We start from the raw sequence: 24,430 nt of genomic DNA, 5'->3' as shown, positions 1-24,430 counted from the left end.
GTTTAGAACTGATCATTGGGTAACGACATAACACTTTGACTCCCCGCTTTAATCACCGCGAGCAAGCCAGTTGCTCGAGGCAACAAGTGATCACAGTAAAAAGCCGAGGTAATCAATTTACTGTGTAAGAAGGCGCTATCACCTTGTCCCGCGTTCAGCAGAGCCTGCGCTTTAAGAGCAGACTGCCCCATCACCCAACCACCACACACATACCCCATCATCATCATGAAATTAACGCTAATGCTGCCTGCAACAGAGGCGTCTTTTTCAGCATTATCGAGTAACCATTGCAGCGCCTCATGAGCTGCAGTTAATGCTGTATCCAGTGCGCGCGCTTCACTTTGTAATGCGCTAGAGGCGGCTAACTCCTGTTGCACCTGAGCTATTTCATCCAGCAAAGCAGACAATACCGTTCCCTTATTCATAAGCGTTTTACGGCCTACTAAGTCCAACGCTTGAATGCCTGTTGTTCCTTCATAAATCGTGAGGATACGTGCATCGCGATAATGCTGAGCAGCACCGGTTTCTTCGATAAAGCCCATACCGCCATGCACTTGAACGCCCAAGTAAGTTAACTCTTGAGCTACCTCGGTAATCCAACCTTTCACAATAGGTGTCAGCAAATCGACTCGATCTTGATGATGTTTCGCCTGGGAGGTATCAGTAGCGCTGTGTACTCGATCTGTTTCTGCGGCGGCGATATACGCGAGGCCGCGCATGGCTTCAATTGACGCTTTCATCTGCATTAACATGCGGCGCACATCAGGAAACTCAATAATAGGGAAACGGCTGCCGTCTTTTCGAGTGCCTTGAAGTCGATCTTTAGCGTATTGAACCGCCAGTTGGTAAGAGCGTTCAGAAATTGCCACGCCCTGTAAACCCACACTTTGGCGTGCGTGGTTCATCATCGTGAACATATAAGATAAACCTTGATGCGGTTCGCCAACAATATAGCCAACCGCCCCGCCATTATCTCCAAAACTCATAACGCAAGTTGGGCTGCCATGAATGCCAAGCTTATGCTCCAAAGACACGCAACTAACATCATTTAGCTGAGCAGGGTTGCCTTGCTCATCCAGCAAAAACTTAGGCACGATAAACAAAGAAATGCCTTTTACCCCAGCAGGTGCGTCCGGCAAACGCGCTAACACCAAATGCACTATATTTTCAGTCATTTGATGATCACCCCAGGTGATAAAGATCTTTTGGCCGGTAATTCGGTAGTGATCACCTTCTGGGGTAGCACGCGCTTTAATGGCCGCCAGGTCCGAACCAGCATCTGGCTCAGTTAAATTCATTGTGCCGGTCCACTCACCGCTTACCAATTTAGGTAAGTAGTTTTGCTTCAATGCATCACTACCATGATGCACTAACGACTCAATAGCCCCTTGGGTCAGCATGGGACATAATGCAAACGACATATTAGCCGTGTGCCAAATTTCATTCACCGCTGTGCCTAAAACGTTGGGAAGGTTCTGGCCTCCAAACTCTTCTTTTGCTGTTAAAGACGGCCAACCGTTTTCAACATACTGAGCATAGGCGGCACTAAACCCCGGCGTCTCCACAACCCCTTGCGGGCTTAACGTGGCGCCTTGCGTATCACCGATATAATTGAGTGGCGCTAATACATCGGCTCCTAATTTACCGGCCTCAGTTAGAATCACATCTGCCAGCTCACTGTTAATGTCTTCAAGTCCAGCATCGGCACACAACTGGTCGAAACCCACCAACTCATTCAATATAAACTCAGCATCTCGATAAGGGTGTTTATAATCACTCATGGTTATCTCCTGTAAAGGTAGGCCTTAAGCCCGTCCTTTGTTTATCCACTTAGGGCCGCTTTATGGCACGGCTGAGTCAGGGTTAGTAATATGTGCTGCCTGATTCGATGCGTTTACGAAGCCCATCCGTTACGTGATACAAGGCACCGTGTTGATGATACTTTTCAATTTTTTTAGCAAAGGCCTGCAACCCTATCGAGTCAACATAACGTAAGGCTCCTCCGCGAAAACGAGGAAAGCCCAGCCCTGCAATTAACCCCATATCAACCTCAGCTGCACTCGTGACAATGCCGTCTTCTAGGCAGCGAATGGACTCTGTACATAACGGGATCATTAAACGATCAACGATTTCTTCGTCCGAAACTTCATCACTGGCTTGTAGGCGCTCATTAATGATGTGTCGTGCCGTTGAGGATGCGGTTTTATTTCGCCCGCCACCTGCACCGGACTCGTATTCATAAAAACCTCGCCCATTTTTTTGTCCTAATGCGCCTGAAGCGAGTAAGGCTTCTATTACAGGCTCTCCATCATGTGTCATGCGATCCGGAAAACCTTTTTGAAGAACTTGATCTGCATGAACCATGGTATCGAGACCAATAACATCAGCGAGATAAGCCGGGCCCATAGGCCAACCAAAAGCCTCCATCACCCGGTCGATTCGCTCAAAGTCGACGCCTTGTGCAAGCAACCGGTTCAAGCCATTAAAGTAAGGAAACAGGACTCGGTTAACTAAAAAGCCGGGGCAGTCATTAACGACAATAGGCAATTTACCCATAGCCGCTGCATAAGCGACTGTACGAGCAATTGTCTGGTCATTGGTATGGCGCCCACGTATCACCTCAACAAGCGGCATTAGGTGAACCGGATTAAAAAAGTGCATTCCACAAAACTGCTCTGGTCTCTTTAAACCTTGGGCTAACCAATCAATAGAAATGGTAGAGGTATTCGATGCTAGGACCGCATCGGGAGCTATATAGGCTTCAACATCGGCCAAAACAGATGTCTTTACCTGTGCATTTTCAACAACCGCCTCCACAACCACATCAACATCGCGGAACCCTTCGTAATGTAAGGTTGGCGTAATGGAGTCGAGTATGTGCTGCTTATCTTGTACCGCTAAACGGCCTTTCTTAACTAGCTTGTCTAAGAGATGAGCTGCCGTGTCGCAACCTAACGTTAGCGCGTCTTCGCGAATATCTTTCATGACAATGGGAACCCCACTCACCGCTGACTGGTAAGCCACACCCCCTCCCATGATTCCTGCACCCAAAACAGCCCCTTTTGCGACGGGTTTCGCCTGCTTCATCCAGTGTTTAGCCGCTTTCTTCATTTGCTGCTCGTTGATAAACAAACCGACCAGCGCTTGTGCAGCATCTCCTTTCGCCAAACGTACAAACGCTTGCGCCTCAGTATCTAGCGCTTGCTCAAACGGCAATGACACGTGGGATTTAACGGTATTTATTATTTCAGTGGCAGCGGGGTAATTCGGATCTAGCTTTGATGAGTAGCTATCTACAAACGCAGCAAAGTCGTTATCCCATGATGTGTTTTTAACCACGGGTGCGCGTTTATGTAACCGCTTTTCTTGATAGTTAGCGCCTGCATCATTCAGAAGACTAATAGCAGAATCACGACATGTTTCTAGTGGCGCTATGCGGTCTACCACGCCCAGTTGCAGCGCGGTATTCGCTGCTTGTGGCTTACCCGTAACCAGCCAAGTCAAGGCAGTATCAATAGAGACAAGTCGGCTCAGGCGGACAGTTCCCCCCCAGCCTGGGCAAATGCCAAGGTTTACCTCAGGAAAGCCCACTTTCGCACTGTCGGCCATCACTCGATAGTCTGTACACAAAGCCAGCTCAAAGCCGCCACCTAATGCTAGGCCATTGATCATTGAAACGGTTGGAAACGGCAAATTTTCAATCGAGCAAAATAAAGAATGAACACTTTGCACCCAAGCTAGCAGCTCATTGTCTGATTGCTGAAACTTACCAGTAAATTCGGTTACGTCTGCACCAACCACAAAGGCTGGTTTAGCACTGCGGATTAATAATCCTGTTACTGCATTAGATGGCTGGTGTAGACGCTCTACCACCGCTTCTAGCTCCATCAACGTCTGCTGATTAAGTTTATTAACAGATGACCCATTAAGATCTAGCACCAACTCAGTGATACCGTTCTCTAATGCGTTAAGCCTGACAGCCTTTCCTAAATACATCGCTTTTCCTTTACAGTAAACATGCAGCCGCCCTTGAATTAAAAACGAGCCATCCATGGCTCAAAGGGCATTCCAAACATCGACTAAAATAGTGGTTCACAGGTGCAAAATACTTAAATTGCCTACATCAGTTTTTACTGAAAAGGCACGTTTAGGCCCCCTGTACAGACCAACAACATCCTACCAATTGGCACAATTCCAACAATAACTAAACCAGACCAATAGCTGACAATTTCGGACACGGACGGATGAATAAAACGACAATTCTGGCAACAAACAGGATTTTTATGCTAATTTCGGACAAAACAATCCATAAGAATTAGCTATGTCTTTCATTCAACATTACTCAATTTCAATCCATTTTGCTCAAGCGCTCATCAACGCAACAAACAAGGCAGGCTTGGATAAACACCAGTTACTTCACGAGGCAGGAATCAATGAAGGATTATTAAATAATCCACATTTCAGAATTACACCGGAGCAATACAGCACGTTAATGCAAATTGCTTGGCGCGAGAGTGATGATGATTTTCTGGGCATGGGAACACAGCGCTGCCGCCACGGAATTTTTAGCCTCATGGCAAAAGAAGCCGTTCGTTGCAAGGACCTAGAATCGGTCTACCATCACCTGTGCCGCTTTTATAATCTGGTGAATGAATCAATCCGGCTGACTCTCAATATCGAAGGCGACGATGTAGCACTGTCAATGAGCTTATCTGATCCTAAGCTTGATCCTGATTTACTGCTACGCGAATTTTTGATGCTACTTTGGCATCGATTCCCAAGCTGGTTAGTAGGGCAACGCATCCCGCTTAAGGAAGTGCGATTTACACATAAGCCGCCTGCTCATATCGCTGAGTATCAGCTCATGTTTCCATGCCCTACCCATTTTGAGCAAAGCACCAACACATTTGTATTCAGTAAAGAATGGTTAAAGTTACCCGTGGTACAAACACGACAAACCTTAAAACACCATTTACGCAGAGCCCCATTAGATTGGTTTACACGGCAAGCCTTTTTCCCTGTGTACACCCGCCGAGTTCTGGATTACCTGGAACAAACTGATGACCTAGCAACCTCTATGGAAGCTATTGCTCAAGCGCTGCACTTAAGCGAACGAACGCTAAGACGAAAATTGATTTCTGAGGGCAGCAATTTTCAAAAAATAAAAGACATTGTTCGCCGCGATAAAGCCATCCACTACCTCAGCCAGCCATCAATACCGATTGCTCAAGTTTCGTCGCTACTGGGGTTTTCGGAACCGACCGCTTTTACACGTGCATTCAAACAATGGACAGGCGAATCACCCACGTCATATCGTTTAGCAGCTAAACAATAAAACCACTGCCTACTTTGAAGCAGTGGTTTAGCCGTTTTATGCGATAGATGAGCTATTCTGCGCTTTTCTCAGGGGGATCAGCAAAGACCAATTCGTCTTCGGGCCGGTGTTTACCCAGCAACTTGGGACGCTCAATTAAGAAGTATAAAACCAACCCAATAACAACAGCATACACAGTAGATTTAGGGTCAGGCATGGCTAACGTAACGGCGACAATACCGGCAACCCCTCGCTCTGTTGGATTTCGCAGCTGCTCCATTCCAACCATAATGCATATGTAAGCGGTTAAAATGAGCGTCAACGACAGCGCTATTGGCAGTACAGGTTTAAATAACGTTACCAAAGGCAAAATAAATAGCGCGACTAACCCTGTCATCCAGAATGTAGCACCACCGCTATAAATAGAATCCATCGCTTTGCGCCCCATGGCGTAACGCTCGGTTACCGTGGCGTGCGCAGCGGTCCACAATGGGCCAGCGAGACCCGGCCACGGAGCTAAAAATGCGTGAATAAAGTTTCTTAACGCCGTAACGGTATGCACTCTATCCACGTTAGCTTCTATTTTTTCATCTTCACGTAAATGGTCAACGCGCTTCACTAAGGTAAAGCCGACAATAATGTCTCCAAAAGCAATAACGTAAGCAATAATGGCCGTTGGTATGGCTAACAAGAAAACATCCCAACCAGGGAAGCCAACTGTAAATGTTAGATATTGAAACATTAATCCAAAATCTGGCTGAGTAATGCCCCACTCAATATCTGGTAACGGATACTCGCCACTGACCCAGCCGATAATCATGGCGATTATCATCCCCGGTACCATACCGAAGTTAGCAATACGCTTCGCCAATGAGCTTTCATTCACCACATTTTTAAAGGATAAAGAAAACAAAATATACGCTGAAATTATCGAGCCGATCAGTAACGAAATAGGCGTGATATCAACCCGTCCACCTGTTTTTAACTCACCCATTAGGGCAGCAATACCTGCACCAATAATAATGCCTGATTTAAGAGAATTAGGGATCACTTCTACCAGTTTACTGCCTAAGCGCGTCATGCCTAAAATCAAAAAAATAAGTGACACTTCAATCTGCAATGCAAACAAAGCTTTGATCGCTTCGGGGCCGGGTTCAAAACCTTTCAAATACAATAGCACCACGGGGATCGCTGGTGTAATCCAGCCAGGCACCAGAGGCACCCCCAATAACGCCGGTAAAATATAACCAACGCCCGCAACAAAGGTAAACGCCAAAGCGGCCTCGTAAGGCATACCTAGGTACTTTTCTAATAGAGGAATCATAGCGAGGCCGACCACAAACATGATCAAGCCTTGAATCATTTCTGGGTATTCCCAGCGGTAGTGAATAAACGGTAGCCGAATCCTGAATGGCCCAAGGGGCCAACATGGCTGTTCTTCACCATGCTTTCGATTAATGATAGACATTGTTTTTTTCCTTATTGTCGTATGCTCAATCACATCAGTACGCAGAGGTACACGACCTAGTAAACAGGAAAAAAACGTCTGAAATTTTGCGCAAATCTAACCAAATGTAACGCCCTCATAAAATGCGGGAACAAACACTCTGCATAAAAAAGGCGCTTAAAAAAGCGCCGAAAGATACCGCTAGCAGGGTGTAAAACTGAGCATTAAATAGCCGAGGAAACCAAAATGCTCACTACAACGACTTAAAGGTGTCGTGTTTTCTCGCGCAACAGATACTTTTGTACCTTGCCTGTTGATGTCTTAGGCAGTTCGCCAAACACAATCGTTTTAGGGACTTTAAAATGCGCCATGTTAGCTCGACAAAACTCAATGATTTCCTCGGCGGATATCACATCCCGTGCATTAATAAAGGCGCAAGGAGTTTCCCCCCATTTAGGGTCGGACTTGGCCACCACCGCCGCTTCACTTACTAGGGGATGTCGGTATAGGACATCTTCAATCTCGATGCTGGAGATGTTTTCCCCGCCTGAAATAATGACATCTTTTGAGCGGTCTTTAATTTCAACATAGCCATCGGGATGACGCACAGCCAAATCCCCGGAGTGGAACCACCCTCCTTCAAAGGCATCATCGGTAGTAGATGGGTTTTTAAGGTAGCCCTTCATGACCAAATTACCGCGTATAAAAATCTCACCTATCGTCACTCCATCTGACGGGACTTCCTCAAGCGATACGGGGTCAACCACTTTGAGGTCTTCTAACATAGGAGCTTTTACACCTTGTCGCGCTTTAAGCTTCGCTTGAGCATCGGCATTGCTATCGCCCCACTCATCTTGCCACTCGCATACCACACAAGGGCCGTAGGTTTCTGTGAGCCCATACACATGAGTCACATCAAATCCCATCGCTTCCATTCCTTGTATCACTGATGCCGGTGGCGGTGCTCCAGCAGTCATCACTTTTACCTCGTGGTCTACGCCAGACTTTATCGCCTCATCCGCCGAGTTCATCATATTCAATACGATAGGGGCACCGCAAAAATGGTCGACCTTTTCATTTCTTATCGCATCAAAAATAGCGTCCACTCTTACCTGACGTAAGCAAACATTAATGCCACCCGTTAAGGCCATCGTCCACGGAAAACACCAACCGTTACAGTGGAACATGGGTAGGGTCCACAAATACACCGGTTGCCCACTCATCGACCATGACACCACATTACTTACGGCATTCAAGTAAGCCCCCCGGTGGTGATACACCACCCCTTTAGGGTTGCCTGTGGTACCTGATGTATAGTTTAGTGAGATCGCGCCCCATTCATTCTCTACAGCACAAGCTTCAAAGTTGCTGTCACCGTTGGCTATGAGCTGGTCATAAGTCATATCACCAATTAATGGTGCATTGCTAAAGAGCGGGTCCTCAATATTCACAACCCTGGGTGGCTTATCGATCATCTGTAACGCACGGCTAGCCACTTCGACAAATTCGGGATCAACAATAAAGAGCTTCGTTTCTGCATGTTGTAAAATAAACGCGATCGTTTCTGCATCTAGGCGTGTATTAATACTGTTTAATACAGCGCCACACATTGGCACAGAAAAATGTGCTTCAAAATGCTCTGGTATATTCGCTGCAAGTATAGAAACCGTATCACCAGGCTCTATCGCCTGCGCAATAAGTGATGAAGCCATCGCACGACAACGTTCATACGTTTGCTTCCATGTACGACGAATATCGCCATACACAATTGCCGTTCTTTCTGGGTAAATAGCCGCCGTTCGCTCTAAAAAGCTTAAGGGGGTCAACGCCGAGTAATTAGCCTGATTTTGGCCTAAGTGTAGATCGTAAATGCTCTCTTTATGATTGCGTTGCATGCTGGACATAGTGGACCTCTTATTGTTATATCCCCAGAAGCCGTTTGATTGTCACCTGTACAAACAGGAAACGCTGTGACTTCTACAATGGCTAGGCAAACAACATAGAGGAAGAGTTTTACGGCATTTTTGCGCAAATCCTACGAAATGTATCAACCCACTCTAATTGGCTGACTTTTCCTTTATTATAAAAGGCACCCATAGGCACAACCCTATTCATAATAAAAAACTATCTGCCACACAGGTAATTACGTGCTGTATTCTCGCTTAACTCATCGTTTTCTTTTAGGCATCGTGGCTATTGTTGCCGCAATAGTTATCGCGTTTTATATCTATTCTGTCCCGTTCATAAAAAGCACTGTCTTTGGTATCGAACGCAATGCCAGTCATATTGCTTTAAACAATGTCTTTGAGCTGGCTAACAAAATGCAGGCAGGAACGGCGGAATACCAAGCCCAAGTGCTCGCGTCAAACCGAGAAAGGCTTCGTGCCATCATTGATACAGCCACCTTCTTTTTTCAAGAGCAACTTTCACTCTTAATCGAATCGGGTGTCGAGCCTGCATTGGCTAAAGAACAAGTGCTGCAGCAAATCAAGAAACTCAAATACGGAGAAGATGATTACCTATGGGTAGCCAACACTGATTACCAATTGATCTCGCACCCCGACCCCGCTTTCCAAGGTAAAAATACACGGGACATGCTGGACGAGCAGGGCAACGCCATTATGCCCTCGGTAATAGAAGCGGCGATTAAAGAAGGCGAAGGTTTTTATAAATATCGCTGGAGTCGACTCAATGACGACGAGCTCATTGAGAAATTCTCGTATGTTAAGTATTTCCCAGAATGGTCACTCGTTTTTGGATCTGGCGTGTACATCGATGATATAGAGGCCGAGGTCAAAAATCGCCGCGAAGCCGCTCTGGAAGAGCTGCGCCAAGCATTCGATGAGATTAAAATTGCCGAGACGGGCTACCTGTTTATTTTTAATGAAAAGGGGAAAATGCTGGTTCATCCCAACAATAATATCGATGGCGTGGACTTTAGAGCATTAAAAAATCCGGTAACCAACCGAGACATCATGCGCGACCTCATCAATGTTGCCGACACCGGAAAAGAGCTCTACTACAAATGGGACCGCCCCTCCGATCCAGGAAACTACCGTTATGAGAAGGTATCACTGGTTCGTTTTCTGCCTGGGTTTAATTGGTATATCTGTTCATCCGTATACCTTGATGAATTGCAAGCCAGTTCTAAATTACTGGCCGATCGAATTTTAACCATCGCCCTTATCGCGCTGATCGTCGCTTCTTTGCTGGCCATTGTTTTTGTCTATCACATCACCCGCCCACTGCGGCATTTATCAGAAACAGCCCACCGAATTAGCAATGGCGAACTCAATGTAACTACAGATATCCACCGCAAAGACGAGATAGGAGTATTAGCACGTGCTTTTGATCGCATGGTTGACCAACTAAGCCAAAATATTAAAGAGCTGGATAACCAAGTTAACAAACGCACATCGCAATTATCTAAACGTAACCGGCAGCTCAGCATTGCCATGCAACAGGTGCAGGACACCACTCATAACCTTCAACTAATGGAAGAGCGCCAACGTCTGATTCTAGATACCCTACCTGCCCAAATCGCTTATATTGATGAACATCAGCGTTATGTATTTGTTAACCAAGGTTATGCCGACGCATTTAACCTAAGCAAAGACGAGATTATCGATCGTTTTCTTTGGGACGTTATTGGCCAAGACATGTATCAAGAGATTCGGCCACATGTTCTATCAGCGCTCAATGGAGCCACTAATAGCTTTGAATATACGATGCAGTTACAGGGCTACACACGTATCACCAAGCGCACACTCATTCCTTTTTGCCCTGCTCCGCAATTTGGCTCAGCTACCGTGCACGGCATGATCAACCTATCCATCGACATTACGGCTGAACGTGAAGCAGAAGAACGGTTGCAAATAGCGCAACGCATGAACACGGTTGGTCAACTCGCAGGGGGTTTAGCACACGATTTCAACAACTTGCTTACCATCTTGCAAGGCAACTTACAGTCTATCGAGCATAACCCTAATACACCTCCTTCCTTGATGAGCAACATACAACCCGCTATACGAGCAATCAAACGAGGGGCCAATATCACCAGTCGGTTACTCAGTTTTGCGAGAAGGCAGCCCCTCAGAGCAACAGCCGTCAACCTTCCCTTACTTATGGACGATTTTGTTTCCCTCATGAAGGGCTCGCTACCCAACGACATTAATCTAGTACTCAGCTTAGACGCTTCGTTAGCAACCCCGTGGTGTGACAGCGGGCAACTTGAGGATGCGATGGTCAATCTCGTACTCAATGCTAGAGATGCCATGAAAGACAAAGGGACAATAACGGTTGTCGCCAAAAATAGAACGGTAACCGACGGGTTATATTTTGATGAAGAAGTCCGTTCTGGTCAGTATGTTGAGATCACCATTAAAGATGAAGGCACCGGCTTCTCTGATTTAGCTATATCCCGCGCGTTCGACCCCTTCTTTACAACTCAACAAACAACCAACTCCTCTGGTCTTGGCTTAAGCATGGTATATGGATTCGTTAAACAGTCGAACGGATACATTGCGCTAGCAAATCATATCGACGGGGCTTTTGTAAGCCTCCTACTCCCCGTCGCAAGCGCTCTACCTAATAAAAACATGCCTAGCCAAACCTCTGCCTGCGACCAAGGTGGACTAGCGTTACTGGTCGATGATGAAGATGATGTGCGCTCGCTAGTGCGCGAACAGTTAATTCGGCTGGGATATTCAGTGGTTGAATCCAGCACAGCTGACGAAGCCATCAACCTGTTGGGATCAATACCCAATATTGGTTTAGTGGTGTCAGATGTTGTAATGCCCGGCCAACATGATGGTTACCAACTTGCCAAGCACATCGCTCAGCAAATACCTAACTGTCGCGTGGTGTTAATGAGCGGATTTCCGCAACGCCACGGAAACGAAGCATTGGAATATTGCGTTTTACAAAAACCGTTTACACAAAACGACCTACTTGTCGCTATTCAACAAGCGGTAAAGTACAGGTAAATTCGTACCGGGAAAACGATAATGACAAAAAAAATAATTTATATCGTAGATGACGAGCCAGATATCTGCCAAATCATAGCCCAACAGTTAAATCAGCATGGCTATGAAACGCGTACGTTTCAAACGGGGCAACAAGCGTCCGCCGCTATCCAAAGACGCAAGCCGGATTTATGTATCATTGATTTAGGCCTACCGGATATGGATGGAATATCACTGGTCAAAGAGTACTGTGATACGTCTGGGATGGGTGTCATTATAATCTCAGGCCGCGGGTCAACTACCGATCGTATCTTGGGATTAGAGTTTGGTGCTGACGATTATTTAGCAAAGCCTTTTGAACCAAGAGAGTTGGTAGCTCGGGTTAACAGCCTGTTTCGCCGTCTAGAACACATTAACCATGTTAGCCATTCCGGCAATAAAGACCGAAAAGCACAGTTTGCCGATTGGGTATACGACCCAAACACACTGACTTTATACCACCAAACACAAACTCTTTCTTATGAGCTTTCCTCGGCCGAAGCCACCCTACTCAATCGATTGCTGCAAGCCCCTCGGCAAGTTCTGTCCCGTGACCAATTACTCCACGGCTTTGCCGACCCATTTGACCGCAGTATCGACGTAAGAATGTCACGCTTACGAAAGAAGGTTGAAACAGACCCTAAACATCCTACGCTCATCAAAACTATCTATGGAGCAGGCTATATCCTGACGTGCGAAGTGAGTTGGCAAGCATAGTGGAGCTCTCACCCCACTATGGAGTTAACCTACCCCAACAAATGCAACGCGCACAATTTATTTCCAGCGGGGTCACGCAAATACGCTAAGTAAAGATCGCCTAAACCGCTTTCGCGTTTACCCGGTGGGTTTTCACATGTGGTCCCACCATTAGCAAGACCGACCTCATGCCATTTGTCCGCTATCTCCGGGCTAGCTGCCGCAAAACCAATGGTACAGCCGTTACCATGGAAAGCAGGCTCACCATTAATAGGCTTTGTAAGCGCAAAAATACCGGTATCTGTAATGTAAAGACATCGTCCTTTATCATCCATTACTCCGGGTGCGTGGCCCATGGTTGCAAGCACCGCATCATAGAAATCTCTTGATGCCTGCATATCATTGACACCTACCATTATGTGACTGAACATCATTTTTTCCTTTTTATTGGTTATGTTCTACACCCAAGTAACTTGGGATTTCTAAGCAGTAAAAAGACAGCATACATTTAAAAATATGTACTATTACCTATCCATTTTACAATTTTCGAAGTATTTCGCAGAAAATGTATTAATAGAGAGACTGTATAGATATATAATTCAGTGATGATTAATGGCGCCTCTCGATAATGCCATCATTCTGGATTACCATTTAGTGAGTTTCTAGACCCTCTTTAATAAGGATGTTAATGAAATCTTATAAAGCACTATTTATAGGTTCCCCCGGGTCAGGCAAAACAACCGCCATACGCAGTATCAGCGAAATTGATGTCGTTGACACTGATACCAAGGTATCGGACTCTACAATTAAACGTAAACGTACGACCACTGTCGGTATGGACTACGGCAAACTAACGTTAAACGACGATACCAGCCTTCATCTATACGGTACTCCCGGGCAAGAGCGCTTTAAGTTCATGTGGGACTTAATGGTCAGTGATCTTGCAAAAGATGCATCAGCAGTTATTTTGCTTGTCGACAACACCCGTAATTACCCGCTTAAAGACTTGGATTTCTACTTAGATGAGTTTTGGGATTACATCATCGGCCGTAACTTTGTGGTCGCAGTGACACGCTCAGACCTTGATGAGACAACTCGTCTTGAAGATTACCAAAACCATTTAAAAGCGCGCGGCATGCTGGCACCTACAATTTTTATTGATGCACGTAAATCAATGCATGTGCTGGATATTATCAACTCTGCCATGATGCATGATGCTGACAGCGTTAATTGGAGTGATGTTTCACACCGTGTTGCGATGAATGAATTTAAAAAGCGCAATCCAGACCCAAATTCACCTCAATTTGAGTGGTTACGTAAAAGTCGTCCTGTCCCTAAGATGTCTATTGTTGAAGCAGCCACCAAATCACGCGGCATATTAGGTGCATTGCATTTTGATGCCAACAGCCAAACGATTGACCACTCTCTCAGCAATATGGAGCAACACGAGCTTTTCAAAACGCTTAAGGCCTTAGCGGATACTGTTAGCAAAAAAGCGCCACAATTACCGGCCATTGGTAATATTTCCTTGTTCGGTTACAAACAAGACACACTGGCGTTGTTTATAGAACATGATCAATCCCTTGGGCTGCTCGCCAACGCGAATATGACACATCAACAAATACGCCAACAAGCCGTAGATTTACTTCAGTGGAGTGATAATGTCTCAGATTCTGACCAAGCTGGATAAGCTCTCTGGTAGCGAGTGCAGCGTTCTATTCTCTGGCACCAAGCCCATTGCTTCTAGCTTTCCTAAAGACAAACTGCTCTACCTAAAACTTGGGCATCAAGCTTTTACGCTTATTTTTAAACAAGCGACTAAAACCAATCCTGATTACGATGAAGCACATATTCAAATTGGTCATTATCGCCTCATGTGCTACCGAGTTAACGACACGTCACTTTTCATTGCGTTGCTTCCAGAACGTTCCGAGATTCATAAAGCCCAGCGCGTTTTACGAGAATCCCGTCCACTGTTCACTAAAATGATAGCGAAACTAACTCAAGCTTCCGATAAGCTAAAGCCCGCAAACTAAAGCCGTCTTGGTAAAAACCCGCGATGAATGAAACCGCTATACAAAGCTTTGACGCTGCCATAGGCGATGATCCGCATTTACTAATACTAGGCTCCATTCCTGGGGTAAAGTCACTGCAAGAGCACGCCTACTACGCGCATCCACGAAATGCTTTTTGGCCTATCATGACGCACCTCTATCAATTAGACAGCCATGCCCCCTACCAAGAAAAGCTCAGCCAGCTCAATGCAGCAGGTGTAGCCCTGTGGGATGTTGCGCAAGAATGTGTTCGCCCGGGCAGCTTGGATAGCAACATCAAACAAAACAGTGTAATTGCAAACCCTATACAGGCTTTACTGGCCCAATACCCCAGTATTAACGCTATAGCGTTTAACGGACAAGCGGCCGCCAAGCTATTTAAACGACACCACAGTGCACTACTCGAGAATGAGCCATTTCAATTCTACACACTCCCTTCAACCAGCCCTGCCCATGCCTCATTAAATTTTGAGGCTAAGCTCAAGGCATGGTCGGTCATCTTAAACGCTAAACCTTAGCGCATTAACACAGAGTCACCTTGGTACAATGGGCTGTGGGCCGCCGGATCATCGATTTCGCGTTTACGTTCTTCCCGCGGGGTTAACCCGTAATGATTACGGTACGCAGTACTAAAATACGACGCGCTGGTAAAGCCACATGCTAGACCAATTTGCAAAATGGTTTTATCACTTTGCCGCAGCAGCTGCCGGGCATGCTCCAAACGCAATTCTAGATAGTGTTTGGAAGGTACTGTTTGTAAGTGCTTCTTAAACAGGCGCTCTAAATGACGGCGCGATAATCCTACATGATGGGCTAAATCATCAGTACTCAGAGGCTCTTCTATGTTCATTTCCATGAGCGTAACCGCCTCTATCAATTTGGGCTGGCTAGCGCCAATACGCGCCTTTAAAGGTATGCGTTGCGGATCTTCAGATGTACGGATTCGCTCACAGACAAATTGCTCAGAGACACTCGCCGCTAAATCCATGCCGTGCTCTTTACCTATTAAGAACAACATCATATCCATTGCCGCTGTACCACCACTACAGGTGTATCGGTTTTTATCTATCTCGTAGAGGTTATTCGTCACATGCGTGCTAGGGAACTCTTCTCGCAGGCTCGCCAAATCCCACCAATGAATAGTGGCGCGCGTATTCTTCAATAATCCGGCACATGCCAAAATATAAGAGCCCGTACCAATGCCTCCTATCCCCATTGGCCCAATGCCTTGGCGTCGCAACCAACCAATAACGGCTTCATTACCAGTACGCGCGATAGGACTTGCTCCACAGACAAATACGGCATCTAACATAGGCAAATTAGCTAGGCTACAGTTAACTAGCGTTTGTACACCAAAACTACTCGCTACCGCTTCACCATCGTGGCTAATCAGTACAGTTTCATATAACTCTTCACCACTCACCCAATTGGCCATTCGTAACGGCTCAATCGCTGAGGAAAAGGCAATCAACGAAAAGTTAGGTAATAGCAAAAAGCCAAAGCGTTTTGGTATCCATTTTTTTTGTTTTTCTAAAGATTTCACCATTGCTTAACCATACATCTCTACACTATTCTTGGTCGATGTTTTCGCCAGCATACTTTGCAACAGCAAGCGATACTCCCAACTAGTTTCTAAATGTCAGCTTAGCGTAACTTCAGGTCGCCCTAAAGAAATTAACACTCTGTTTATCCGCTGATTTTTTGTCGATACTGATAATAGAAAACAAGAACGAGGTTCAAGTAGCCAAAACAAGCTTGCACCTTTTTTATATCACTGGGTCACGGATACCCTTTTTTATCCGCTGAAATGAGGAACACCCCATGCATAAAGAACCCGTCACACGCGCCTTATTCGATCAGGTGATGGTCCCCAACTATAACCCTCAACAGATGGTGCCAGTTCGCGGACGCGGTTCACGAGTATGGGATCAAGCCGGCAATGAGTATGTCGATTTCACGGGGGGGATTGCTGTCACCGCATTGGGTCACAACCACCCGGCCGTTGTAGATGCGCTAAAAACTCAAGCTGATGAGCTGTGGCATTTAAGTAATATCTTTACTAACGAGCCAGCACTTCGCTTGGCCAAAAAGCTGACGGATATTACATTTGCCGACAAAGTTTTCTTTAGCAACTCCGGTGCAGAAGCCAATGAAGCCGCTTTCAAATTAGCGCGCAAGTACGGTCACGATCATTTTGGAGATGATAAGTACGAAATCATCTCGTTTAAACAATCATTTCACGGCCGCACCTTATTTACCGTAACCGTTGGCGGGCAACCAAAATACCGCGAAGGTTTTGAGCCCGTTCCAGCAGGCGTAAGCCATGTTGAGTACAACAATATTGATTCACTCAAAGCCGCTATCTCTGATAAAACTTGTGCGGTAGTAATGGAGCCTATTTTAGGTGAAGGTGGCGTTATCCCGGCGGCACCAGGTTTTGCACAAGCGGTTAGAGAGCTATGCGATCAATATAATGCACTGCTCATTTTTGATGAAATCCAAACCGGAGTTGGCCGCACCGGCGCTTTTTATGAGTACATGAACCTGAGCGTGACGCCCGATATCCTAACGACTGCCAAAGCGCTGGGTAACGGGTTCCCCATCGGCGCGATGTTAACGACGGATAAAGTAGCTGCCAGTTTTGTATTTGGTACACACGGCAGTACCTATGGCGGCAACCCTTTGGGCTGCGCCGTCGCTGAAACAGTGGTCGATCTAATCAACTCGCCTGATGTGCTCGGTCAAGTAGAAGCCAAAAGCGCTCTCTTTAAATCCGAGCTAGAAGCCATTAATGCGAAACATCACATTTTTAGAGAAGTGCGCGGTAAAGGTTTGCTATTGGGCGCTGAGTTGATTGAAGAATGGCACGGTAAAGGACAACAATTTTTAGCCGCTGCCCGTGAAGAAGGCCTGATGATTTTGGTTGCAGGCCCTAATGTTCTTAGGATGGCTCCGTCGCTCATCATCCCAGATGATGACGTTAAAGCGGGCATGGCAGCCCTAGAGCGCGCTATTAGTAAAGTATTAGCCGCTTAAATGCCTCAGCAATGAACTAAGGGAAGCATAACGCTTCCCTTTTTTATGAGGTATAAGTCTATTAACACTGCCCTCACCACTGGAAAAACATTGTTTCCAATAGGAAACAATAACTTCCCACCCTAACGTGGGGCGGGTTGATATACTCAAAACCCTAAACTTCTGACTGCCAAGTCAGTAATCCTACAATAATCATAATACCTCAGGAAAAAACAATGGATACAGTTGCTGAACAACGATCAGCTCTGCAACGCATGAGCCAGTTTTTCGTTACCATCATTCAACGCTACCTACCCGACCCATTTATATTCGCAGCCATACTTACCTTGGTTGTTTTCATCCTTGTCATGCCCAGTACAGGCCAAGGTCCTATGCAGGTGGTTAATGCATGGGCTGGCGGTTTTTGGAGCTTACTCACCTTTTCTATGCAAATGGCGATGGTTGTCGTAACCGGCCACGCAATGGCCAGCGCTCCTGTTTTCAAAAGCAAGTTATCGATGCTGGCTGGTGTCGCCAAAACACCTGGACAAGCAATCTTGCTGGTAACCGCAATTAGTGCAATTGCCTGCTGGATTAACTGGGGATTTGGCTTAGTTATCGGTGCTATTTTTGCACGTGAATTAGCCGCTAAAGTGAGAGGAGTGGACTATCGATTATTAATTGCGGCCGCCTACAGTGGATTTCTATTCTGGCATGCAGGTTTATCCGGTTCTATCCCGCTAGCCATTGCTAGTGGCACCAACATAGAAACCGTAACTAACGGCGCCGTAACAGCGGCAATTCCTACTTCAGAAACACTATTTTCTACCATGAACTTAGCCATTTTAGCGGCTATGTTTGTGGCAATTCCATTGTTAAACCGCTTAATGCATCCAGCACCTCAAGATACCATCACTATTGACCCATCACTCTTACAAGAGCAAAACCAAGAAGCGCCTAAAAAGGAGCATATGACGCCAGCCGAACGCTTAGAAAACAGCCGCTTGTTGTCTTTGCTGCTGGGTATTTTGGGCTACGCTTACATTATTTACTATTTTGTAGAAAACGGGTTTGCGCTCAACCTCAATATTGTAAACTTCACATTTTTATTTACCGCTATATTGCTGCATGGCACGCCTAAAAGCTTATTAAACTCGGTATCCGAAGGCGCTCGCAACTGCGCGGGCATCTTGCTTCAGTTTCCGTTTTACGCCGGTATTATGGGAATGATGACGGCCACAGGAGACTCAGGCATATCGCTAGCGGGAGCTATCTCCGAGATGTTTGTCTCTATTTCTAACGAAACAACATTCCCACTATTCACGTTTTTAAGTGCAGGGATTGTTAACTTCTTCGTTCCTTCTGGTGGTGGACAATGGGCCGTTCAAGCGCCAGTTATGATGCCTGCAGGTGAAGCACTGGGTGTGGATGCAGCCAAAACAGCGATGGCTATTGCCTGGGGCGATGCGTGGACTAATATGATTCAGCCATTTTGGGCTTTACCAGCCTTAGCGATTGCAGGCCTGGGAGCAAAAGATGTCATGGGCTATTGCGTTATGGCTTTAATTGGATCAGGAGTAATTATTTCCATAGGTTTACTGGTGTTCTAAACGCACTGTAAGCTCACTAAACGTTCCAATAACAAACAAAGAGGGGGCCTATTGCCCCCTCTTTGTTTTGATCAGTTATTGTTCAAAAAGTAAGCAAATACACTCACATCTTGGTGTAGCATTCGGGAAATTTGGGAGTCACTGTGTTGTAAAAATCCCAAATTTTACGCAAATCTTCCTCGATATTACCACTGGGATAAATTACCCCGCCTACCCCTGCCTCGCGCTTTTTATAATCCAAATAACCTAGCAAAATAGGTACGTTAGCTTGCAGCGCAACCTGATAAAAACCCGTACGCCAGCGAGTCACCGCTGCCCGCGTCGCCTCAGGTGTAACAAGCACCGTAATCTCATCAGACTTCTCGATATACTCTACCATTTGGCCAACCATGTTAGGCCTTTTCTCGCCGTCGTTGCGTGCAGAGCGATTAATAGGAATCGCACCCATCGGGCCAAGCAATAAATTGAATGGAAAACGCATCCACTCCTGTTTTATCGTAAACCGCGGAGGTGGCACATTTAAAATATCAGCGGCAGCCATGGTAAAAATAAAGTCCCAATTGCTGGTATGTGGTGCGCCAATCATTACTGAGCGCGATATATCCGCAGGCGGCGCCCCTACAATTTTCCACCCCTGTAACTTAAAACATAAACGACAAAAGAATGTAAACATTACCAAACCCTAAAACCGGAAACCGGCGTAAAAAATGGCATTATAGACTTAAATACGTGCTGTATGTGGGATAGGCGACAATTAGGGCAGCAAAACAACTACTTAAGCGTAATAGCGTTAACTTCGTCATCGGTTAACAGGCGACTTTGCCCCGGCAAGAGCGTTCTGTCGAGATGAATCGAACCAATAGAGATACGATGCAGTTTTATAACAGGGTTACGAAAGCGTCCAAACATTCGTTTAATTTGATGATATCTCCCCTCGACTAAGCAAACACGAACAACATATTCAGATATTTGTTCCAGCTCGGCAGGTAACGTAACTATGTCCTCGTAAGCAAAATGCATCCCTTGCTTAAAGGCTTCACGATAGCGTTCTATATCTACTGGGTTACCCAATGTCACGTCATAAACCTTGGTAACCTTATGATCCGGAGACATCATTTTACGCGACCAATCACCATGGTTGGTCAACAGCAACAAGCCTGACGAATTAAGATCCAATCGCCCGACAATATGGACATCATCCCAACTCTGCTCAGGGTGCTCTAAACGGAGTAGGTCAAGTACAGTTTTGTGGATATCATCCTTTGTGGCACTGACGACACCTACCGGCTTATGCATCATTACATAACAAGCCTGTTGTGCTTGCAGTAAGTTACCGTCCAGCTCTATACGCGAGAACTGATCAATAGGTTGCTGCATATCGGTGGCAATAACTCCATCAACACTCACGCGCTTTTGCGCTAACACTAAGCGAATGTCTGAGCGTTTAACGGATAAATGACGGCTAAGAAACCGATCTAGGCGGGACTTTTTTGATGTCATAACAAGTAAGTAGTCTAGGTTAAACAAACCTTATCGGACACCTAAGCGTATCCGATAAGGCTCACTACTGACTTATTTGGTTACTTCACGGTCGTAGTTTAAGCGTTTAGCTGCATCCAAGGTCAACATTTGCATGAACGCTTTAGTTTCAGCATCGTTACCCACAGGTGCACCGCCATTTCCGCCGCCAAATACATTTGTTGGCACATTACGTTTAGCAAACGCTTCTGCCCATAAGCGCTGAATTTGCACCTCGGCTTCTAACTTTTGGGCCAACGCGTTATCGGCCTGAAGAATCACTTCTTTTTGATAAGCTTCTGCATCGGCTAGCGTGCGGCGTGTTTCAGCTTCTACACGGGCTTTTTCTAAGTTAATTTCGGCCGTTTCTTTAGATATGGCAGCTTCTGCTTTTAGCTTCTCAGCTCCGGTGATTGCTAACTGCTTATCCGTTTCTGCTTCTGTCGTTTTTTGGATTTGCTCAACTTTCGCCTTGGCTTGACGCTCAGCCACTTCACGTTCACCACGCGCGATTGCCAACAGTCTCTGTTCTTCCTCTTGAACACGTTGTTCACGGGCTATTGCACGGTCAGCCGAAGCTTTTTGTTTAAGCTGCATCCGCTCAATAAATTTCTGGTTTGGTTTCATGTCCGTCACTAAAGCCGAAACAACCGTTATTCCAAAATCAGTAAAGCGTTGTGATTTACGACGAGGCTGGCCATCTGGACCTATCACCTTATTCACAAGAAAGACCGTTTTTGAATCTTCACCGTATTGTTCTTGCTCGGTGCCTAGCGCCGCATTAGCAGAACCCGAAGCAGAGCGGGTTGAACGCACTGAAACCTCTTCACGTTTTACAAGAAAAATACCGTTGCTCATTTGGTTTTCGAACTCAGAGTTAAACTCCGTCCGGCCACCAGCGTAGTACTCTTCTGCCGCCATCAAAGACGCATTTGCTTGCAGTGTCTCTTTAAAAGCGGGCAGTAAAGCCGTACGCAATAAGTTTTCTGGCGAACGGTATTCATGCGCTAGTTTTAAAAATGAAACTTCATCTGAAGGAATCGAAAAACGCACCGTGGCTTCCGCATGTGCATCCACCTGATCTAAAAACATTATACTCAGTGGAGGAAGGCTCGCGGATTCGTTATCGGAGTCTTTCTCAGCTCGAATAGCGTTAACACTCGACCCAGATGACGCTTGAACTGTCATCGCTCGCTTCCAAGAGTTATAGCGACCAAAAGGGTAAAATTTATAACCTACCTCAGTGACTACAGCCTCACTCCCTGTCACCGTCCGCACATGGTAGATATAACCCGGCTCTGCATAAAAGAAAGACTTAGACATAACGTAAACCAGCGCGAGAATAACAATAACACCAACTACCGCTTTAGCTATTAAGCCGCTACTAGATTTCAATAGTGTGTGAGCATCAGACATGTAACTTCCTTATTTCCTTCAGATTAAAATTAAAACACGCGATGCTAACAAAAAATCAAGATAGTTTTATGACGGCATACAGGCATTTAATGCATAGTAACTTATTGCTTTTTAAAAGAAAAAGCTAAAACATAGTTTTCGTCAGTTTAGCGTAAAGAATGATGGAACTACCTAAAATAAAGAGGCAACACCTAACTCAAACAAAGGTGTTGCACCCTTTACCTAGCCATCAAAAAGAAGAGCTTATATAAGCTAGTTTAAGCACGGCTAATAAACTTACCCGTTTCGGTATTCACTTTAATTTTATCGCCCTCTTTTGTGTATTCCGGCACCTGCAGTTCATAGCCATTGCTACATTTAGCCGGTTTAGTACGCCCCGTAGCACTGGCCGATTGCATGCCCGGCATGCACTCAACAACGTCCATAACAACCGTATTGGGCAGCTCGATTCCAATGGGGTTACCATCTACCAGCAAAACTAATATGCCTGTCATACCATCGCTAATAAAATCGATTTCGTCAGTAATGGTCACTTCATTCAAGCTGTATTGACTGTAATCTTCCTGATCCATAAACGTCAGTAGATCATCTTCACGGTAGAGGTAGGAGACTAAACGACGTTCCAGTGACGCCTGTTTAATCATATCTGTTCCGATGAAGGTCTCCTCGTACTTCCCACCATGAGGCACTTGATTGAAACGCACTTTATAGAGTGTTTGTGCACCACGAGATGACGGGCTGTGCACATCTATTTTTTGAACGACATACAAGGTGCCGTTGATCTCAACGACGTGGCCTTTTTTAAGCTCTGATGCTTTAGGCATGATCCTGCTTCCAACCAAGAAAAGAAGCTATTCTATGCGAGCTGTGATTTAACAAACAACGCTTATTTACTCAGCATCGTGTTTATTTTTACACACAAAAAGCCCGCATAGAGCGGGCTAATAAATTGCTGAATGGCTAATAGCTAAACACTACTTAATAGTTCCATGTCAGGGTAACAGTGGCGTTACGAGGCTCACCATAGAACCCTTGCTCCCAATACAACGAGTTAATATAACGCTCGTCGGTAAGGTTGTTAATTTTGCCAGACAACGTCCAATTATCATTAAATTCATAACTCGCCATTAGGTCGACCAGTGTATAAGCATCTTGCGTATAAAGTTCGGAGTCAGTCGTTGTTTTACTCTGCCAACGCACACTACCCCCTACTTTAAGCTGATCAACACCGGGAACTTGATAAGTACCGCTGACACGCAACACATTTCGTGGTTCGAACAGGCGAACTTTGTCATTCGTACCTGATTCCACTATATCAACATGTGTAAAACCGGCGAGGAGATTAATCCGTGGGGTCGGTTGGCCAGAAACTTCCAGCTCAATACCCCGTGAGTTGGTGTCGTCGGTAGTATAAACAGTTTGGCCGTTTCCTCCGACCGTCGAACTGCCGGCTACGTTATCCTGATCAGCGTAAAAAACAGCGGCGGTCGCTAGTAACTGATCATCAAACAAGCTGGCCTTAACACCTACTTCATACGCCTTACCTTCTACTGGATCGAGTAATTCATTATCCGTACCCAGCTTATTTTGGGGATTAAATATACCGGTATAGCTCGCATACACACCCACATCATCGGTTAGGTTGTACATCGCGCCTAAATACGGAACCACCTCCGATGCATCGCGATCTCGCTCACTACCATACGAGTCACCTTTTGTATTAACCGTTGTGTAGCTTCCCCCTAAAAAGAGATTTAACGCATCGGTAGCATCAATACGAGTCGCTACGTACGTGCTGCGCAAGCGGTCATTAAACGTGCCGCCGCTAGTCCCGTTACCATAAATATCTGGCTCTTCAAAAGAGCCATCCCATGTATTCAAATCTGGAACGGGATACCCCAAACGTGACCCATATCCAGATAACTGGCTATTTTTCATTCGCGCCGCCGTTGCGCCTATGGCTAACAAATGCTCCCGCCCGGCTAAGGTGTAAGGGCCTGTCGCATTGACATTGAACTGGGTGACCGATAAGTCTTGCTCATAAGCGGATGGGTACGCGAGAAGCCCTACTTCCGGATCGCTGCCCGCAACGGGTGAGCCATAGACATAAAACAACTTTGAGTCTTGCTTGGTGGACGTGTGATCTACGCTTGCCGTCGCTTCCCACCCGTTATCAAATGAGTGCTGCCACTGGGCAAAATAGGTTTCTTTCTTTGTATCCCAGTATGACCAATCCGCCGCTGTGGAAGTAGACGCATCATAATCGGTGTAGCTACCATCATCATACGTTAATGGTAACGCCCCCCACATAGGGCTGTTTGCATTATTGCGCTGTTGATCGTCTGTCTCTTATACAC

Annotated in this window: 19 protein-coding genes; 8 read left to right on the top strand and 11 right to left on the bottom strand. The window is 45.9% G+C overall.

Annotated elements, in window-relative coordinates; genetic code table 11:
- Positions 1-2: 2 nt before the first annotated feature.
- Both OW491_RS15950 and fadB read right to left on the bottom strand, forming a co-directional pair.
- A complete protein-coding gene (locus OW491_RS15950) occupies positions 3-1,781 on the bottom strand; it encodes an acyl-CoA dehydrogenase C-terminal domain-containing protein (RefSeq protein WP_178969142.1) in 1,779 nt (592 codons plus the stop codon).
- 82 nt (positions 1,782-1,863) lie between these two features.
- A complete protein-coding gene (gene fadB, locus OW491_RS15945; RefSeq protein WP_290036904.1) occupies positions 1,864-3,996 on the bottom strand; it encodes a fatty acid oxidation complex subunit alpha FadB in 2,133 nt (710 codons plus the stop codon).
- Between the two features lie 325 nt (positions 3,997-4,321).
- Here fadB and OW491_RS15940 point away from each other — a divergent pair, with 325 nt between their 5' ends.
- The gene (locus OW491_RS15940; protein ID WP_290036902.1) at positions 4,322-5,335 is read left to right on the top strand and encodes an AraC family transcriptional regulator; all 1,014 of its coding nucleotides are present in this window, start codon (positions 4,322-4,324) and stop codon (positions 5,333-5,335) included.
- 52 nt (positions 5,336-5,387) lie between these two features.
- Here OW491_RS15940 and OW491_RS15935 read toward each other — a convergent pair whose 3' ends face one another.
- Complete coding sequence (locus tag OW491_RS15935) at positions 5,388-6,782, bottom strand: solute carrier family 23 protein (RefSeq protein ID WP_075172863.1); 1,395 nt, start codon at positions 6,780-6,782, stop codon at positions 5,388-5,390.
- A gap of 242 nt (positions 6,783-7,024) precedes the next feature.
- Positions 7,025-8,656, bottom strand: coding sequence for an acyl-CoA synthetase (locus OW491_RS15930; protein WP_290037166.1), 1,632 nt, complete (start codon positions 8,654-8,656; stop codon positions 7,025-7,027).
- Between the two features lie 252 nt (positions 8,657-8,908).
- On the opposite strand from OW491_RS15930, the gene OW491_RS15925 reads away from it, so the two are divergent.
- The gene (locus OW491_RS15925; RefSeq protein WP_290036900.1) at positions 8,909-11,746 is read left to right on the top strand and encodes a cache domain-containing protein; all 2,838 of its coding nucleotides are present in this window, start codon (positions 8,909-8,911) and stop codon (positions 11,744-11,746) included.
- Between the two features lie 21 nt (positions 11,747-11,767).
- A complete protein-coding gene (locus OW491_RS15920; RefSeq protein WP_290036898.1) occupies positions 11,768-12,481 on the top strand; it encodes a response regulator transcription factor in 714 nt (237 codons plus the stop codon).
- Between the two features lie 29 nt (positions 12,482-12,510).
- On the opposite strand, the gene OW491_RS15915 is transcribed toward OW491_RS15920, so the two are convergent.
- On the bottom strand, positions 12,511-12,876 hold the full coding sequence (locus OW491_RS15915; RefSeq protein ID WP_338128099.1) for a VOC family protein: 366 nt from the start codon (positions 12,874-12,876) through the stop codon (positions 12,511-12,513).
- Positions 12,877-13,148: 272 nt separating this feature from the next.
- On the opposite strand from OW491_RS15915, the gene OW491_RS15910 reads away from it, so the two are divergent.
- From OW491_RS15910 to OW491_RS15900, 3 genes are read left to right on the top strand one after another with little or no spacing between them, the layout of a single operon-like run.
- Entirely contained in the window at positions 13,149-14,150 is a 1,002-nt protein-coding gene (locus OW491_RS15910) for an ATP/GTP-binding protein (RefSeq protein WP_075178481.1), read from the top strand.
- Positions 14,122-14,496, top strand: coding sequence for a hypothetical protein (locus OW491_RS15905; protein WP_075178482.1), 375 nt, complete (start codon positions 14,122-14,124; stop codon positions 14,494-14,496). The genes OW491_RS15910 and OW491_RS15905 overlap by 29 nt, the downstream gene beginning before the upstream one ends.
- Before the next feature lie 23 nt (positions 14,497-14,519).
- Positions 14,520-15,032: a DNA-deoxyinosine glycosylase gene (locus OW491_RS15900; RefSeq protein WP_075172870.1), complete on the top strand. Its 513-nt coding sequence runs from the start codon at positions 14,520-14,522 to the stop codon at positions 15,030-15,032.
- Here OW491_RS15900 and OW491_RS15895 read toward each other — a convergent pair.
- On the bottom strand, positions 15,029-16,060 hold the full coding sequence (locus tag OW491_RS15895) for a GlxA family transcriptional regulator (protein ID WP_178969146.1): 1,032 nt from the start codon (positions 16,058-16,060) through the stop codon (positions 15,029-15,031). The genes OW491_RS15900 and OW491_RS15895 overlap by 4 nt on opposite strands.
- 275 nt (positions 16,061-16,335) lie before the next feature.
- Here OW491_RS15895 and OW491_RS15890 point away from each other — a divergent pair, with 275 nt between their 5' ends.
- On the top strand, positions 16,336-17,550 hold the full coding sequence (locus tag OW491_RS15890) for an aspartate aminotransferase family protein (RefSeq protein ID WP_290036893.1): 1,215 nt from the start codon (positions 16,336-16,338) through the stop codon (positions 17,548-17,550).
- A gap of 215 nt (positions 17,551-17,765) precedes the next feature.
- A complete protein-coding gene (locus OW491_RS15885) occupies positions 17,766-19,139 on the top strand; it encodes a TIGR00366 family protein (protein ID WP_075172873.1) in 1,374 nt (457 codons plus the stop codon).
- Between the two features lie 103 nt (positions 19,140-19,242).
- On the opposite strand, the gene OW491_RS15880 is transcribed toward OW491_RS15885, so the two are convergent.
- The 5 genes from OW491_RS15880 to OW491_RS15860 form a co-directional block, all read right to left on the bottom strand.
- Positions 19,243-19,812, bottom strand: coding sequence for a 1-acyl-sn-glycerol-3-phosphate acyltransferase (locus OW491_RS15880; protein WP_075172874.1), 570 nt, complete (start codon positions 19,810-19,812; stop codon positions 19,243-19,245).
- A gap of 98 nt (positions 19,813-19,910) precedes the next feature.
- Positions 19,911-20,666: a 16S rRNA pseudouridine(516) synthase gene (locus tag OW491_RS15875; RefSeq protein ID WP_354669564.1), complete on the bottom strand. Its 756-nt coding sequence runs from the start codon at positions 20,664-20,666 to the stop codon at positions 19,911-19,913.
- A gap of 45 nt (positions 20,667-20,711) precedes the next feature.
- The gene (locus OW491_RS15870; protein ID WP_075172876.1) at positions 20,712-22,073 is read right to left on the bottom strand and encodes an SPFH domain-containing protein; all 1,362 of its coding nucleotides are present in this window, start codon (positions 22,071-22,073) and stop codon (positions 20,712-20,714) included.
- Between the two features lie 257 nt (positions 22,074-22,330).
- Positions 22,331-22,897 carry an elongation factor P-like protein YeiP gene (gene yeiP / locus OW491_RS15865; RefSeq protein ID WP_290036890.1) on the bottom strand — a complete coding sequence of 189 codons (567 nt, stop codon included), beginning with the start codon at positions 22,895-22,897 and terminating at the stop codon, positions 22,331-22,333.
- Positions 22,898-23,051: 154 nt separating this feature from the next.
- On the bottom strand, positions 23,052-24,383 hold the full coding sequence (locus OW491_RS15860) for a TonB-dependent receptor (protein ID WP_290036889.1): 1,332 nt from the start codon (positions 24,381-24,383) through the stop codon (positions 23,052-23,054).
- Between the last annotated feature and the right edge of the window lie 47 nt (positions 24,384-24,430).

The sequence above is a fragment of the Neptunomonas sp. CHC150 genome (genome assembly GCF_030397555.1).
GTDB lineage: Bacteria > Pseudomonadota > Gammaproteobacteria > Pseudomonadales > Balneatricaceae > Neptunomonas > Neptunomonas phycophila.
The sequence above is the reverse complement of the archived record's forward strand: the minus strand, read 5'-3'. Positions and strand labels throughout refer to the sequence as shown.

Excerpts from the sequence above, each read along its gene's own strand:
- OW491_RS15915 (WP_338128099.1), bottom strand. The coding sequence starts at position 12,876 with ATGGTAGGTGTCAATGATATGCAGGCATCAAGAGATTTCTATGATGCG.
- OW491_RS15860 (WP_290036889.1), bottom strand. The coding sequence starts at position 24,383 with ATGTGGGGGGCGTTACCATTAACGTATGATGATGGTAGCTACACCGAT.
- yeiP (WP_290036890.1), bottom strand. The coding sequence starts at position 22,897 with ATGCCTAAAGCATCAGAGCTTAAAAAAGGCCACGTCGTTGAGATCAAC.
- OW491_RS15880 (WP_075172874.1), bottom strand. The coding sequence starts at position 19,812 with ATGTTTACATTCTTTTGTCGTTTATGTTTTAAGTTACAGGGGTGGAAA.
- OW491_RS15885 (WP_075172873.1), top strand. The coding sequence starts at position 17,766 with ATGGATACAGTTGCTGAACAACGATCAGCTCTGCAACGCATGAGCCAG.
- OW491_RS15920 (WP_290036898.1), top strand. The coding sequence starts at position 11,768 with ATGACAAAAAAAATAATTTATATCGTAGATGACGAGCCAGATATCTGC.
- OW491_RS15900 (WP_075172870.1), top strand. The coding sequence starts at position 14,520 with ATGAATGAAACCGCTATACAAAGCTTTGACGCTGCCATAGGCGATGAT.
- OW491_RS15895 (WP_178969146.1), bottom strand. The coding sequence starts at position 16,060 with ATGGTGAAATCTTTAGAAAAACAAAAAAAATGGATACCAAAACGCTTT.
- fadB (WP_290036904.1), bottom strand. The coding sequence starts at position 3,996 with ATGTATTTAGGAAAGGCTGTCAGGCTTAACGCATTAGAGAACGGTATC.
- OW491_RS15870 (WP_075172876.1), bottom strand. The coding sequence starts at position 22,073 with ATGTCTGATGCTCACACACTATTGAAATCTAGTAGCGGCTTAATAGCT.
- OW491_RS15905 (WP_075178482.1), top strand. The coding sequence starts at position 14,122 with ATGTCTCAGATTCTGACCAAGCTGGATAAGCTCTCTGGTAGCGAGTGC.
- OW491_RS15950 (WP_178969142.1), bottom strand. The coding sequence starts at position 1,781 with ATGAGTGATTATAAACACCCTTATCGAGATGCTGAGTTTATATTGAAT.
- OW491_RS15940 (WP_290036902.1), top strand. The coding sequence starts at position 4,322 with ATGTCTTTCATTCAACATTACTCAATTTCAATCCATTTTGCTCAAGCG.
- OW491_RS15935 (WP_075172863.1), bottom strand. The coding sequence starts at position 6,782 with ATGTCTATCATTAATCGAAAGCATGGTGAAGAACAGCCATGTTGGCCC.
- OW491_RS15910 (WP_075178481.1), top strand. The coding sequence starts at position 13,149 with ATGAAATCTTATAAAGCACTATTTATAGGTTCCCCCGGGTCAGGCAAA.
- OW491_RS15930 (WP_290037166.1), bottom strand. The coding sequence starts at position 8,656 with ATGCAACGCAATCATAAAGAGAGCATTTACGATCTACACTTAGGCCAA.
- OW491_RS15890 (WP_290036893.1), top strand. The coding sequence starts at position 16,336 with ATGCATAAAGAACCCGTCACACGCGCCTTATTCGATCAGGTGATGGTC.